At 73.1% G+C, this 12,992-nt stretch carries 16 protein-coding genes; 5 read left to right on the forward strand and 11 right to left on the reverse strand.

The features are described 5' to 3' along the window. Positions 1-10: 10 nt before the first annotated feature. Positions 11-442, forward strand: coding sequence for a nuclear transport factor 2 family protein (locus KIT14_09245; GenBank protein MCW5890725.1), 432 nt, complete (start codon positions 11-13; stop codon positions 440-442). A 120-nt stretch (positions 443-562) separates the two neighbouring features. Here KIT14_09245 and KIT14_09250 read toward each other — a convergent pair whose 3' ends face one another. Both KIT14_09250 and KIT14_09255 read right to left on the reverse strand, forming a co-directional pair. Next, on the reverse strand, positions 563-1,315 hold the full coding sequence (locus KIT14_09250) for an energy transducer TonB (GenBank protein MCW5890726.1): 753 nt from the start codon (positions 1,313-1,315) through the stop codon (positions 563-565). Positions 1,316-1,398: 83 nt separating this feature from the next. Next, complete coding sequence (locus KIT14_09255; protein MCW5890727.1) at positions 1,399-1,926, reverse strand: M48 family metalloprotease; 528 nt, start codon at positions 1,924-1,926, stop codon at positions 1,399-1,401. Between the two features lie 209 nt (positions 1,927-2,135). On the opposite strand from KIT14_09255, the gene KIT14_09260 reads away from it, so the two are divergent. After that, positions 2,136-2,369 (forward strand): hypothetical protein, encoded by a 234-nt coding sequence (locus tag KIT14_09260; GenBank protein MCW5890728.1) that lies wholly within the window; start codon positions 2,136-2,138, stop codon positions 2,367-2,369. A gap of 61 nt (positions 2,370-2,430) precedes the next feature. On the opposite strand, the gene KIT14_09265 is transcribed toward KIT14_09260, so the two are convergent. From KIT14_09265 to KIT14_09280, 4 genes are all read right to left on the reverse strand, one after another. Further along, on the reverse strand, positions 2,431-2,853 hold the full coding sequence (locus KIT14_09265) for a biopolymer transporter ExbD (protein ID MCW5890729.1): 423 nt from the start codon (positions 2,851-2,853) through the stop codon (positions 2,431-2,433). Then, the gene (locus tag KIT14_09270; GenBank protein ID MCW5890730.1) at positions 2,850-3,413 is read right to left on the reverse strand and encodes a MotA/TolQ/ExbB proton channel family protein; all 564 of its coding nucleotides are present in this window, start codon (positions 3,411-3,413) and stop codon (positions 2,850-2,852) included. Before KIT14_09270 ends, KIT14_09265 begins: the two co-directional genes overlap by 4 nt. Positions 3,414-3,417: 4 nt before the next feature. Then, the gene (locus KIT14_09275) at positions 3,418-5,709 is read right to left on the reverse strand and encodes a TonB-dependent receptor (protein ID MCW5890731.1); all 2,292 of its coding nucleotides are present in this window, start codon (positions 5,707-5,709) and stop codon (positions 3,418-3,420) included. A 107-nt stretch (positions 5,710-5,816) separates the two neighbouring features. Continuing rightward, positions 5,817-6,266, reverse strand: coding sequence for a hypothetical protein (locus KIT14_09280; protein ID MCW5890732.1), 450 nt, complete (start codon positions 6,264-6,266; stop codon positions 5,817-5,819). Positions 6,267-6,454: 188 nt separating this feature from the next. Here KIT14_09280 and KIT14_09285 point away from each other — a divergent pair, with 188 nt between their 5' ends. Both KIT14_09285 and KIT14_09290 read left to right on the forward strand, forming a co-directional pair. Continuing rightward, complete coding sequence (locus KIT14_09285) at positions 6,455-7,189, forward strand: hypothetical protein (GenBank protein ID MCW5890733.1); 735 nt, start codon at positions 6,455-6,457, stop codon at positions 7,187-7,189. Positions 7,190-7,585: 396 nt separating this feature from the next. After that, entirely contained in the window at positions 7,586-8,236 is a 651-nt protein-coding gene (locus tag KIT14_09290) for a hypothetical protein (GenBank protein MCW5890734.1), read from the forward strand. Positions 8,237-8,262: 26 nt separating this feature from the next. On the opposite strand, the gene KIT14_09295 is transcribed toward KIT14_09290, so the two are convergent. The 3 genes from KIT14_09295 to KIT14_09305 all read right to left on the reverse strand — a co-directional run bounded on the left by KIT14_09295 (position 8,263) and on the right by KIT14_09305 (position 10,886). Next, complete coding sequence (locus KIT14_09295; protein ID MCW5890735.1) at positions 8,263-9,390, reverse strand: deoxyhypusine synthase family protein; 1,128 nt, start codon at positions 9,388-9,390, stop codon at positions 8,263-8,265. A gap of 80 nt (positions 9,391-9,470) precedes the next feature. Then, complete coding sequence (locus tag KIT14_09300) at positions 9,471-10,121, reverse strand: glutathione S-transferase family protein (protein MCW5890736.1); 651 nt, start codon at positions 10,119-10,121, stop codon at positions 9,471-9,473. A gap of 54 nt (positions 10,122-10,175) precedes the next feature. Beyond that, positions 10,176-10,886: an urease accessory protein gene (locus tag KIT14_09305; GenBank protein ID MCW5890737.1), complete on the reverse strand. Its 711-nt coding sequence runs from the start codon at positions 10,884-10,886 to the stop codon at positions 10,176-10,178. Positions 10,887-11,004: 118 nt separating this feature from the next. Here KIT14_09305 and KIT14_09310 point away from each other — a divergent pair, with 118 nt between their 5' ends. Beyond that, a complete protein-coding gene (locus tag KIT14_09310) occupies positions 11,005-11,715 on the forward strand; it encodes a carbonic anhydrase (GenBank protein ID MCW5890738.1) in 711 nt (236 codons plus the stop codon). Between the two features lie 38 nt (positions 11,716-11,753). Here KIT14_09310 and KIT14_09315 read toward each other — a convergent pair whose 3' ends face one another. Next, complete coding sequence (locus tag KIT14_09315; protein MCW5890739.1) at positions 11,754-12,443, reverse strand: helix-turn-helix transcriptional regulator; 690 nt, start codon at positions 12,441-12,443, stop codon at positions 11,754-11,756. A gap of 86 nt (positions 12,444-12,529) precedes the next feature. After that, positions 12,530-12,970, reverse strand: a complete 441-nt coding sequence (locus KIT14_09320; protein MCW5890740.1) for an ester cyclase — start codon at positions 12,968-12,970, stop codon at positions 12,530-12,532. Between the last annotated feature and the right edge of the window lie 22 nt (positions 12,971-12,992).

Genomic DNA, 12,992 nt, shown 5'->3' on the forward strand with positions numbered 1-12,992 from the left:
CGGTCCCCGCATGACGCCCGCCGACGCCAACGCCGCCCTCGTCCGTCGCTTCTGGACCGACCTCTACGCGCATCGCTTCGCTGCGCTCGGCGCCTACTTCACTGACGACGCCGTCTACGACGACGTGCCGATTCCGGCCGCGAAGGTGGTGGGGCCGGCGGCGATCGTGCGCAAGCTCGAGATCGGCTTCGCGCGCGTGCTGCGCCACACCGAGCACGTCCACCGTGTGGTCGCCGACGCCAGCTGCGTGGTCACCGAGCACACCGAGGACTGGGTGTTCGCCGAGGACCACGTCGTCTCGCTGCCGTTCGTCTCGGTGCAGGAGGTCGCGCACGGCCGGATCACGCGCTGGAGCGACTACAGCAACATGGCGACGCTGCTCGAGGCGGCGCCGCCGTGGTGGCTCGCGCACGTGACGGCGGCGTGGGCCGAGCAGCCCTGAGCCGCGCTCCCGTGCGTCGCGGACGCGCCGCCCACCGCCGCGGCGGCGATGCCGTGGGCGCAGGCTCGAACGTGCTCCGGCTCGTCGGCGAAGAGCGACGTCGCCCGCGTCGTTCCGGTGTCAGCCCGCCTTCAGATCGAAGCGGATGGGGAACGTGACGGTGCTCTCGACCGGCTCGTCGCCGCGCCGGGCCGGGATGAACTTCCAGCGCGTGCGCACGGTGCTCGCGGCCGCCTCGTCGAGGAGCTCGTGGCCCGACGAACGCTGCACGCGCACGTCCGCCGGCGAGCCGTCGGGGCGGACGCGCACCTGGAGCAGCACGACGCCCTGCTGCCCGAGCCGTCGCGCTGCGATCGGATAGGGCGGCTTCGGGTTCACGCCGTAGGCCGGCCGTGCGCCGCTGCCGCCGTCGCCGCCCGTGCCGTTCCCGGTTCCGGCCCCGCCGCCACCGCTGCCGCCCGCGGTGCCGGTGCTGCCGGCCGCGCCGTCGCCGCTCGCTGCGGTCGTCGGCGGGGCGGCGCTCGGCCGCGCAGACGGCTCGAGCATCGGCCTGGGCTTCGGCTTCGCGGCCACCACCGGAGCCGGCTTTGGCACCGGCACCGGCTTCACGACCGCCTCGGGCTTCGGCGGCGGTGCCGGCGCGACCGCGGGCGCGGGCGGCCCCTGGGGCGGCGAGGGCGGTCCGGGAATCGCGCCGCCTCCGCCGCCGCCGGGACGGGAGACGAACGCCAGCGGCATCAGCGTCACCGGCTTCGTGATCGGCACCGGCGCGGCGAGCGGCCACAGCAGCAGAAGCGCCAGGAGCAGCGCGTGCCCGAAGGTCGAGCACGCCCAGGCCGTCGGACGCCCGATCGCGGGAGCTGTCGCCGTCATGCGCTTCCCCGTTTCTGTACGGGGCCGGCCCTGGAGCAGGCAAGCCGGATACAGCCGGACACACCTGGACTTTTTTCGCTCGGCTATGGCGTTGCGCAGGCCCCGGCTTCGGCGGTGGCGGCGCGCGCCGCGAAGTCGCACTCGCCCAGCGCCGGGCCGAGGCGTCGCAGCAGGCGCGGGAGCGCCCCGGTGGGACGACCGCTGGCGGCGAGGAGGCGGCAGCCGACGGCGTCGGCGCGCTCCTCGCCGGCCGCGTCTCCGGCGCCCGCGAGGGCGGCGGCCGCGTCGACGTGACCGCCGGCGACGAGGTGGCCCAGCTCGTGGGCCACGGCTGCGGCCAGCTCGTCGTCGTCGAGCAGGTCGACCAGCGCGGGCGTCACCTCGATGCGGCCCGAGCGTCGGGCCCAGGCGCCGAGGCCGGGGCGTCGCGACAGCACGACCGTGGTGCGCCCTCCCTGCGGCAGGCTCCGCAGCAGGCTCGCGGCGGCGGCGGACAGCCGTGCCGCGCGCGCGGCGTCCGCGACGTCGAGCCGCGCCTCGGTGGCCCGCGACCGCACCGGTCCGCAGGCTGCGAGCGCCAGCGCGAGGACGAGGAGCCACGAGCGGAGCACGTCCCCGAGAGCAACGCCCATGCCCGTGCCGGCGCCCGCCAAGGTCGCGATCCGGCGCGCGCGCGGATGCTCCACGTGCCCGTGGCGCGAGCGCCCGCTGCCCGGCGGTTGGGCAGCGGGCGTAGCCCTGCGGGGCTCGACGCGTCGAACGGATCCGACACCCTGGACGTCAGACGGGTAGCGGACCCGGTTTCGAAAGGAGAGCAATCATGAAGACCTCGATGCTCGCCATCTTCGGTCTCCTCGCCCTCGCGATCCCCGCGTCGGCGGACAAAGGCCCCATCCCCATGCGCGACCCGCGCCTGCCGCCCTCGATCCAGAAGCAGGCCGCCGAGCGGCCATACGCGCTGACCGGCTCCCAGCGCCCGGCCGCCGGCGAGTGGAACCGCACAGTCCAGGTCATCGGCGGGGGGCGCAGCCGCCAGACCGTCTACACACGCTGACCGTCGCGGTCCGGGGCTCCGGCCCCGGACCGGCACCGGCGGCGCGCCGTCCCTGCCGCCGTCAGCCCTCGTCGGGCTTCTTCTGCGTGAGCACGCCGATGCGCTCGACGCCGGCGGCGCGACAGGTGTCCATCAGCTCGACGACGGTCGCATACGGCAGCGCGCGATCGGCCTCGAGGAAGATCACCTTCTCGGTGCGCGTGGCGTAGAGCTGGCGCAGCTTCTCCTCGAGCGCGTCCCGCTCGACGATCTCGCCGTTGACGCGCACGACGCCGTCGGTGGTGGCCGACAGCGTCACCTGATCGGGGACCTGGTTCGCGTCTTCGGCCTGCTTCGCGAGCGGCAGGTCGATCGGCACCTGCACGCGCAGCAGCGGCGTCACCACCATGAAGATCACGAGCAGCACCAGCATGACGTCGACGAGCGGCGTCACGTTGATGTCGGAGCGGAGATCGTCGCCGCCCGAGCCGTCGTCGAAGGTCATGCACCTTCTCCGCGCAGCTGGGTGACGGCGATGTCCTGCGCCCGGACCTCGAGCTCGGTGAGGAGGCGGGCGATGCGCTGCGTGAGCGCGTTGAACAGCCATACGGCCGGGATGGCGACGCCGATGCCGATCGCCGTGGTGACGAGCGCCTCGGCGATACCGGCCGACACCTTGCCCACGCCGCCCGCCTCGGAGGTCGCGATCTGCTGGAAGGCGTTGACGATGCCCATGACGGTGCCGACGAGCCCGACGAACGGCGCCGTCGCGCCGACCGTCGCGAGCACGCTGAGACCCTTCTTGAGGCTCGAGCCGGTCGCGATGATCGTACGCCGGACGCTGCGGTCGTAGGCCTCGCGGCGCGCCTCGGCGCTGATGGGCGCCGTCAGCACCGCGCGCCACTCGGGCTCGAACCGGCCGAGGTCCTGGGCGGCGGCGCGGATCGCCATCCAGCGCTCGACCGCCGTCGCCAGCGAGGCGATCGACATGCCGAGCAGCAGCAGGACCACGCCCTTGGCGAACGGACCCATGACCGTCCAGAGCTCGAACAGCGAGAGGTGCATCCGGCTAGAAGTACACGATCACCCGGCCGCGTACACCAAAGGGATCGCCGGGGGTGAAGTGGATGTCGTCGATCGGGCCTCGTGGATTGCCGCAGCGGCCGCCCCGGACCTCGCTCGCGACGCACGAAGTGTCCGCGAAGACCGCCTCCTGCCAATCGAAGTTGCCGAGGTTCAGGAGGTCGAGGCCGAGCTCGACGTTGCGCCAGCGGTACTTGAGAAAGAGATCCATCAGGACGTAGCCGGGCGCGACGATGGTGCGGTTCTCGTTGGCGGGACGGTCGTCGAGGTAGCGGATGCGGAACGCCGCCGAGAAGCCGTCGGCGAGCTCCGCGGTGAGGCCGCCGTTCATGAACAGGGTGGGAGCGATCGGAATCGCGAGACCGTCCTTGTAGCGCGGGTCGGCCCACGAGAGGTCGTAGTCGGCGAACAGCCAGTCGGTGATCCGGAACCGGGTCTCGAAGTCGACGCCCCAGCGCCGCGTCGGGCCCTGCACGCCGAAGCTCGTGCCGGTCTGCGGACCTTCGATGAAGCCGCAGTCGCCGCAGAACACGACCTCGCTCTCGAGGTCGATGAGCCACAGCGCCGCGGACGCGGAGAGGCGATCGTCCCACTGGCGCGTGCGCGTGCCGATCTCGTAGCCGACCGACTGCACGAGCGGCTTGAAGTCGTCGTCGCCGGCCATCTGGGCCTGGATCACGGCGCGGGCGTCGTTCGAGTGAAAGCCGTTGCCGAAGTTCAGGTAGACGTCGGTGTTCGGCTCGGGCGTCAGGACGAGGTTCGCCTTCGGGCTGACGATGCCCTGGTCGGCGTAGCCGCCGAGCGGCACGGCCTCGAAGTCGGGATCCGTGCCCTGGTTCGAGGGCAGGCGGTTCCTCACGTCGAACGTGAACCAGTCGCCGCGGAGCCCGCCCTCGAAGCGCAGCCAGTCGGTGAAGACGATGCTCTGCGTGAGGTAGAAGCCGTACGAGCCCTCGACGATGTTCGTCTTGCTGACGGTGAAGAAGCGGTCGCGCTGCACCTGGCGGTGCACGGCGACGTCGATGTCGTCGGTGCGGGTCTGGAAGCCGAGCGTCGTCGTCAGGGGCAGGTGCAGCAGCTCCCAGCGCTTCGCCCAGCTGCCGTTGAACCCGTAGAGCCAGCGCGCGTCGTTCTGCTCGATGCCGTCGCCGGGCACGGCGCGCTGGCCGGGGCGCGGCGGGCCGCTCTGGAAGGCGTCGAACACGCGCCCGCCGGCGCCCTCGTGGAAGCGCGGGATGTCGCCGTCGGGGCCCGGGAAGATGGTGTCCTGGTAGAACGTGAAGTTCGACCAGAGCTTCAGCTTGTAGCGGCTGGCCCAGCCCTGGAGCGAGATCGTCTGATCCGCGGTGGGCTCCCAGTCGTAGTGCAGGTCGAGGTTCTCGCGGTCGGTGCGGCCGCCTTCGGTGGGATCGAGCGAGCCGAAGCGGTCGAGCCGTCCGTCGGAGACGAGGCGCTGCGGGATCTGCCCCGACGCGTCCCAGTCGGCCTGGTAGAAGGTGCCCGCGAGGGACAGCACCGCGTTCTCGTGCGGCGTGGCCGTGAGCTTCCCGTACGCGTTGTAGCGCGCGAAGTGCTCGGGGTGGATGAACGGGCCGTTCGAGTAGTAGGCCTGCGCCGCGAAGAGCGTCTGCACCTCGCCGAACTTCGGCGAGACGCCCGCGACGAATCGCATGCGGTCGAAGCTGCCGCCTTCGGCGAGCGCGAAGTCCTCCGCAAAGGCCGACTTGGTGACCAGGTTGAGCGCGCCTGCGTTGGCGAAGTCGCCGAGCTCGGGGAAGTAGGTTCCCTTGCGGAGCTGGAGCGTCTCGATCGTCTCGGGGATGACGAAGTTGAGGTCGGCGTAGCCCTGTCCGTGGCCGTGCGAGACGAGGTTCACGGGCAGCTTGTCGACGGTGACGAGGAAGTCGGTGCCGTGGTCGGCGTCGAAGCCGCGGATCAGATACTGCGTCGCCTTGCCGCCGCCCTGGTGCTGCCGGACGATCAGGCCCGGGACGTTGTTCATCACCTCCTGGAGCGTCGTGTGCGGACGCAGCTCGAAGGTCTCGTAGGCGATGTCGTCGGACGACGCGGCCGACACGGGCGGCCGCGCCTGTACCACGACCTCGGGCAGGCGGATGCCGGCTTCGGCGCCCGCGGTGGGCTCGTCGCGCTCCTCGACGACGGGCGAGTCGAGCACGTCGCCGGGCGGCGACTCGGGCTCCGGTGCTTCCTGGGCGCGCGCGATCGTCGCCAGCAGCCACACGGCGACGGCGAGCGCGCGCGATCCTCTCGTGCGCATGATGGACGTTCCCCTCGGACGCGACGGCGCACACGGGACGACGCACGCATACGCGCGGCCGCGTCGCTCGTACGGACTGGAGCGGAGAAACCGGTGGGTGGGACGCGTCAGGCGCGCGGCGGACCGCGGGAGCGCGAGCTCGGCCGCACGCGCTCGGGCACGCGCGGCGCGGCTGTCGCCGGCGTCGAGCCGGCGGTGGCGAGGACGACGACGGGCGGGAGCGCGGCGGGAACCGCGCGCTGGAACGGGGCCTGCCAGTGGACGTGGGCGGCGTCGTGCGGGACGACGAGGGCGTGGGCGCCCGCCGCGCCGTGCCCATGGTCGTGGTCGCCGTGGTGGTGATGGTGGCCGGCGCCGGCGTGCGAGTGGTCGTGGTGATGAGACGCGCGCCGGAGCGGCGCGCCGTGGTCGTGCGCGTCGCCGCCCAGATGGACGTGCGCCCGCTGCCCACCCGCATGGACGTGCGCCACCTGCGCCGCGCGCGGGATCGCGATCCCGAGCGTGAACCCCGCCGCCACCAGCGGGGCGAGACGGAGGAGGCGTCGCCGAGCCGTCATGGGCGGAGCGCCCATAGCACGGCGACCCGCGCCGGTTCGACCGGAACGCACCCGGCGCCCGGACGGCGTTCGTTCCGGTGATGCCCGGGCGTGGGCGATGCGCGGCGGAGGCCTCCGCGTCGTCCGCCGGCAGGGCGAGCGGTTGGAAGGGTGGGTCGTCGTCTGTAGCCTGCCGCTCCGCATCCCGCGTGCTTGCCGTCGTCCTCGTCGCCCTCTCGACCGCCCCGGCCCTGGCGAAGCCCGCCGCCTGTCCCGACGGTCGCTTCCTCCTTCCGGAAGGCACCGCGATCCTGGCGCCGGCCGCGGCCGGCCGTCAGGGCATCGCGCTCGCCGCCAAGACGATCACGCTCGACGGCAGCTGCGGAACGGCGAAGGCGCGGGTGAAGGCCGCGAAGCGCGCGACCCGCGTCGCGGCGCGCTGGCGCAGCTGCGGCGAGCGGACGCGCGTCGTCCTGAAGGGGACTCTCGCCGCTCCCGACTGCGGCACGCTCCGCGGCAAGGTGAAGGCGCGGAGGACGCCCGCGCTCGCCTTCGCGGCGACGCGCTCGGCCTGCGGCGACGGCTACGCCGACACCGCCGGCGGCGAGACCTGCGATCTCGGCGCGGCCGACGACGAGCTCTCCATCGCCCTGCTGCTCGCCGTCCACGACCTCGTCGCCGGCGGCGCGACCGACGTGCCGCTCAGCCCCGACGGCACGTTGCGCTTCGTGCGCACCACGACGCCCACCGGCGGCACCGACGCGATCGTGCGCGGCGGGGCGACGCTGGTGCGCTGGGTGCACGACGGCGACGCCACCAGCATGGTCGCCGACCGGGGCGGCGACCAGACGCCGGAGCTGGCGATCGACGCCACGCGCGCGCGTCCCGTGCGGCCACGGTCCGTGTGTATCTCGACGACGACGGCACGGCCGAGCGCACGGTGACCATGACCCAGGTCGCCTCCGACGGCGTCGAGGTGGAGATCGCCGAGCCCGGGAAGGCCCCGATCGGCTTCGCCGCGCCGCTCTTCCAGGAGGTGGGCGCCGGCGTCGACCGGGCGCTCGTCGGCGGCGAGAACTGCACCACGGACGAGGTGGGCGAGGCGGAGGCCACGATGGTCGACGCGCTCGGCACCGGGCTCGCCTGCCTGAAGCGCCTCGGCATGGACTCGGTCGGCAAGTCGATCGCGGGAAAGGTGCTGAAGAACGGCGTCACCTTCCGCTGCTGCGCGACCAGCTCGTGCGCGCAGGTGGACATCGTCGCCGCGCTGACCCGCGGCGTCCTGCCGGCGCCCTTCGGCATCAACCTCGGGCCCCGGTTCTTCACCGGCGAAGGGGCGTGTGCGAACGGCGCGATGGTCCTTCTTCCACGAGCTGCTGCACATGGGTCTCGGCGACTGGCACGCGCCGGGCCTCGAGCGCGACGACAAGGCGTCGCTGGCGACGGACCGCGTCTACTCGTGCACCGACATGTGCTTCCGTCCCGGCGAGGTGACGAAGCGGTCGTGTGCCACCTGCCTCGGCGTCGACCGCTGCGACGCCGCGTGCGACGCCTATCCGGATCTCCCCGGCGAGCCGGCGTGCGGCGCGCGCGTCGCGCTGACGAGCGTCGGCTGCCCGTCGCAGGCATGCACCTGCTGCCCCGACTGCCCGCCCGGCGTTCGCTTCCGCGAGACCGCGTCGGGCGAAGCGTCGGCGCCGGAGGGCTGGGCGCTGCGCGTGAACTTCCTCCAGACGCTCGGCGGCGAGCTCACCTGCGGGTCGTGGACGCGTACCCCGTGCGCCCTCTGCGCCTTCGATCTCTCGTGCTGCGAGCGCAAGCCGGGTCAGCCGGCGGCGACGACGTTCGTGGCGACGCCGCCGTTTCCGTTCATGGACACGTGCGTCTGCCCGGTGCCGCCGCCGCTCGACGCGGGCGCGGTCCTCGCGCAGATCGTGAACCCGCAGAACGATGCCGTCGCCGAGGCGAGCGAGCCGATCACCTGTCCCTGATCGGCTCGGCCGGCCGCGGCTCCGCCTCAGCGTCCGCGCGTGCGCGTCTCGAGCCCGACCAGCTCTTCGCCGTCCCACGTCCAGCGCAGCCGCGGGCGCTTCGTCCCGAGGCGCTTCTGGAGCACGTAGCCGGCGACCAGCGGTAGGGACACCGACGGCTCGACGAAGCACATCGCCGTCGCGGCGTGCTCCCCGACCTTGCCCCACGACTTCGCCTCGTCGAGCGTCGAGCCGGAGAGCCCGCCCCAGTGCGGCGCGTCGGCCGTCACCTGGACGGCGTAGTCGTGGCCGCGCTCGCGGCCGAAGAGATAGCTCATCACCACGCCGTCGTTGATCCAGTTCTTCGGCACGCCGCCCGCGACGTAGACCGCGGCGGTCGCACGCGAGCGGACCATCGTCTGCACGATCTCGTGGTTGTCGGCGATGGAGTCGATGCGTATGCCCGCGCGGCCCTGACGGCGCATGCGCAGGCGGTGCTCGGTGAGGCCGATGCCGATGGACGAGTCGTTCAGGGCGGGGCTGAAGACCGGCACGCCGCGCTTGCGGCAGGTGACGAGGATCGACTCGGGGTCGTCGAGCCGCTTCGCGAGCTCGGCCAGATATGCGCGCGACGAGTATGCGCCCTCGGGCATCTCGTCGGCGATGCGACCGCACCACGAGTCGAACTCCCAGAAGAGCTCCTCGTCGACGTAGGTGTCGTAGATGCGGTCGACGCGCAGCCCGTGCAGCGTCGCGTCGTCGGCGTCGGGGGTGCCGCGCCAGTGCGTACCGCCGCGCGCCTGATACAGGTCCTGATAGAGGATGGCGCCGGTCGAGACCACGACGTCGACGCAGCCGCTGGCGACGAGGTCGCGGATCACCTGCCGCAGCCCGGCCGCGATCAGCGGGCCGGCCAGTCCGAGATAGACGGTCGGCCGCTTCGGATCGGTGAGCATCTTCTCCATCACCCGGGCGACGCTCCCGAGGTTGCGGGCCTGGATGCTGGCGTCGGCGTACTGCGTGACCAGGTCGGCGACGGTGGTCCCGCGTCGGATGCGGACCGGCTTCGTCGGGCGGGTGAGCAGCTCGCGTTTCCGCTTCCGCTCCGCCGCGGAGAGGGGCGGCATGGCGGCGAATCCGTTCTCGTTCGGCGGCGGCTTCGCGAACGGCTTCATGCGCCGCGTGTAGCACGCGCGCGCCGGATTTCTAAGGATCGAAGCCGGTAGGCTGCGGATGCGCGCGGCGCGCGCCGACGTCAGCCCGCCGAGCCGATCGCCTCCGCCATCGGGTGCAGACTCGCCGCGGCCGCGGGCCGCGCGCCGACGCGCGCGAACCACGCGGCGACGTTGGCGAGCGACGGATCGAACGGCTGGCCCACGCCGCGGCCGAAGTCGAGTGCGCAGTAGAGGATGATGTCGGCGATGGTGAAGCGGTCGCCTGCGACGAACGGCTTGCCGGCGAGCAGCGGGTCGAGCCACGCCAGGTTGTCGCGCGCCGTCGCCTTGAGGCCGTCGGCGGCCTCGGGCAGGACGCGCAGCCGCGGCTTGAAGATCTCGAGGCCCTCGGCGAAGCGGAAGCCGTTGTAGAGATGCTCGGTGATCCTGAGCTCGACGCGGCGCTGCCAGCAGCGCGTCTCGGCGCGCTCCTCGGGCGTGGTGCCGACGAGCGGCGGCGTCGGGTGCGTCTCCTCGAGGTACTCGAAGATGGCGACGGTTTCGCCGATGACGCGGCCGTTCGCCATCTCGAGCGCCGGTATCTGGCCGCCGGGGTTCCTGTCGGTGTACGGCGCCTGGCGATTCTCCATGCCGAGCAGGTTCACGTCCTCCTTCGGCAGCGCGATGCCCTTCTCGAGGAGGAAGAAGCGGAGCGCGCGCGGGTTCGGGCCGAAGGAGTCGTAGATCTTCATGCCGCGGTCGTAGTCGAAGGGCGACCGCCGAGACAAGCCGGCCGTTCGTCGCGTCTACGCCAGGAATCCCGCGTCGCGTCCGATCTCGATCGCCAGCTGGACGCCGACGCCGACGCTCGCCAGGCCGGCGAGCACGCGCAGCCCCGTCTCGGCACGCGCGAAGCGCGCGCCGGCCAGCGCGAGCGGGACGCCGAGGAGCGTGCTCATCGCCATCATGCCGCCCACCGACCCGAGGCCGAAGGCCGCGACGTAGAGCAGCGCCAGTGCCGGATCCGAGATGGTCGCGGCGACCGCGAGCATGAGCCCCGCGCTGCCCGCCATCCCGTGCACGCAGCCGATGAGGAACGGGCGCCGGTGCGGCACGTGATCGTGGTGCTCGGCGTCCGCGTGGAGGTGCGGATGGACATGGCGCACGCCGTCGTGCTCGTGCGGATGGACGTGCAGGCGTGCACCGCGCGCCAGCGACCACAGCAACCGCGATCCGAGCACGACCAGCATCACGGCGACGCCGAGCTCGAGCGCATGGCCCAGCGCCGCCGGCATCTCCGCATGCAGCCCGACGACGGCGATCGCGACCACGAGCAGCGCCGCGGTGTGCCCGAGGCCCCAGATCGCGCCGACCAGGGACGAGCGCCACAGCCCCCGTCCCTGGCTCACGATGGTGGAGACCGCGGCCAGGTGGTCGACGTCGAGGGCGTGCCGCAGGCCGAGGAGGAACCCGAGGCCCAGGAGCGCGACGGGTGTGGCGGTGCTGGTGTCCGTCATCGTTCGATCGTCGTCGTGGTGGGATCGTCGTATCGGGTCGCCCGAGGTCGCACGAGCCCCGGACCCGCTGGTGCCGCGACCCTTGAAGCCGGTTCGCCGACGGGCGACAAGCAGATTCGTGGACAGGATGGACGGTCGACGGGGGGACGCCGGCGGCATCGGGCGTCGTCGCCTGCTTCTCGGGGCGGGTGCGCTCGCGCTGGCGGGAGGACGCACGCAGCGGGTCTGGGCCGCGGAGGGCGTCGCGCCGGAAGCGCCGCCGCCGACGCCGCAGGCCGCGCTCGAAGAGCTGCGCACCGGCAACGCGCGGTTCGCGGGCGGCGAGCTCCTCCAGCCGCGGCGCGAGCTCGACCGCCTGAAGCAACTGGGCGAGGGGCAGAAGCCCTATGCCGCCATTCTCGGTTGCGCCGACTCGCGCGTGCCGATCGAGATCGTGTTCGACGAGGGCTTCGGCGACCTCTTCGTCGTGCGCGTCGCCGGCAACGTCGCCACGCCGACCGAGATCGCGAGCCTCGAGTACGCCGTCGCAGTGCTGGGCGTGCAGGCGATCCTGGTCCTCGGGCACGGCAGCTGCGGTGCGGTGAAGGCGGCGCTCGCCGGCGCCGCCGTTCCCGGCCAGATCAGCACGCTCTACCAGCACATCGTGCCCGGCATCGACCGCACGAAGGACCTCACGACGGCGATCGCGGCGAACGTGCGCTTCCAGGCGCGCCAGCTGCGCCAGGCGTCGCCGGTCATCGGCGGCGGGCTCACGGCGGGGACGCTCGCGCTCGCCGGCGGCGTCTTCGAGCTCGGCTCGGGGCGGGTGACGCCCGTCGACGTCGACTGAGTGTCCGCGCCGCGCGGCCATTCGCCGCGCCGTGCGCGTCAGGCGGCGCCGCCGCGCGTGCCGCCCGCCGGCGGACCATAGCCCATGACGAGCTGGGCGACGGTTTCGCCCGCCGCCGCGTTGCGGTAGCCGTGCGCGCGATCGGCCTGGAAGAAGAGCGCGTCGCCGGGCTCGAGGCGGGCCTGCTCGTCGCCGGCGTGGACCTCGAGGCAGCCGCGCAGCACGGTCAGGTGCTCGACCGTGCCGGGCGCATGGGCCGCGGCCTCTTCGACGCAGCCGGGACCGAGCGTCAGCTCGTAGACCTCGGGGGCGACGCCGGGCGGCGAGAGCAGCCGCGAACGCAGCTCGCCGCCAGCCGAGAGGATCACGCGCCCCTCGCCGCCGCGCAGGACGCGGAACGCGACCGCGCCTTCGCGCTGGAGCAGGAGGGCCGCGAACGGGACGCCGAGCGCCGTCGCCAGCCCCCAGAGCGCCCGCAGGCTCGGCACCGCCTGACCGGCTTCGAGCAGCGCGAGCAGCTCCGCCGGGATGCCGCTGCGCGACTCGAGCTCCTCGAGGCTCATGTCCGCCGCCGCGCGGGAGCGCCGGACGTTGCCGCCGACCGCGGCGCCGAGCGCACGGCCCTCCGGGCTGTCCGGCCCGCGCAGGCAATCGCGTCGCTCGTCCGCCATGACGTCGTGGAGCGCGGCGTCGAGCGGGGGTAGGTCTTGTCCCGGCTTGGGGGGCATCTGCGGTTCCTCCCGTCCACTCCATAACACAGGACCGGTGCGATGCGCCCGCATGCGCAACGCCATGCCGCGGGGCGCGGCCGGCTTCAGGCGGCGCCGGGCAGGAGACCGAGCTGGCGGAGGATCGTGGCGGAGTCGAAGTACACCCGCTCGCAGACGATGCGGTCCCCGGCGTCGAAGAAGAAGAGCGCCGCCATCGGACAGCGGAACTCCCGGCCGGTGGCGGGGATGCCGCGCAGCGGGCCGCGATGCGTGCCGAGCAGATCGAACTCGACGAGCACGCCGTCGTCGGTGTGCCGGAGCGCGGTCACCTCGTTGCGCTGGTCGGGGAACGCGGCGCGCGACGCGGCGTAATAGCCGCGCACCGCGTCGGCGCCGTCGAACACCTCACCGGTTGCGACCAGCTCGTAGCGCGGGTGCGCGAACGTCCCCAGCGTGACCTCGAACGCGTGCCGGTTCTCCGAGCCCATGTGCTCGCGCACGACCGCTTCGCGGCGTGCGCGCAACGTCGGGGTGGTCGTCGACATGGGGCCCGCCTACCAGGGCCGC

Source organism: bacterium (assembly GCA_026129405.1).
In the GTDB taxonomy this organism is placed as follows: Bacteria; Desulfobacterota; Binatia; order DP-6; family DP-6; genus JAHCID01.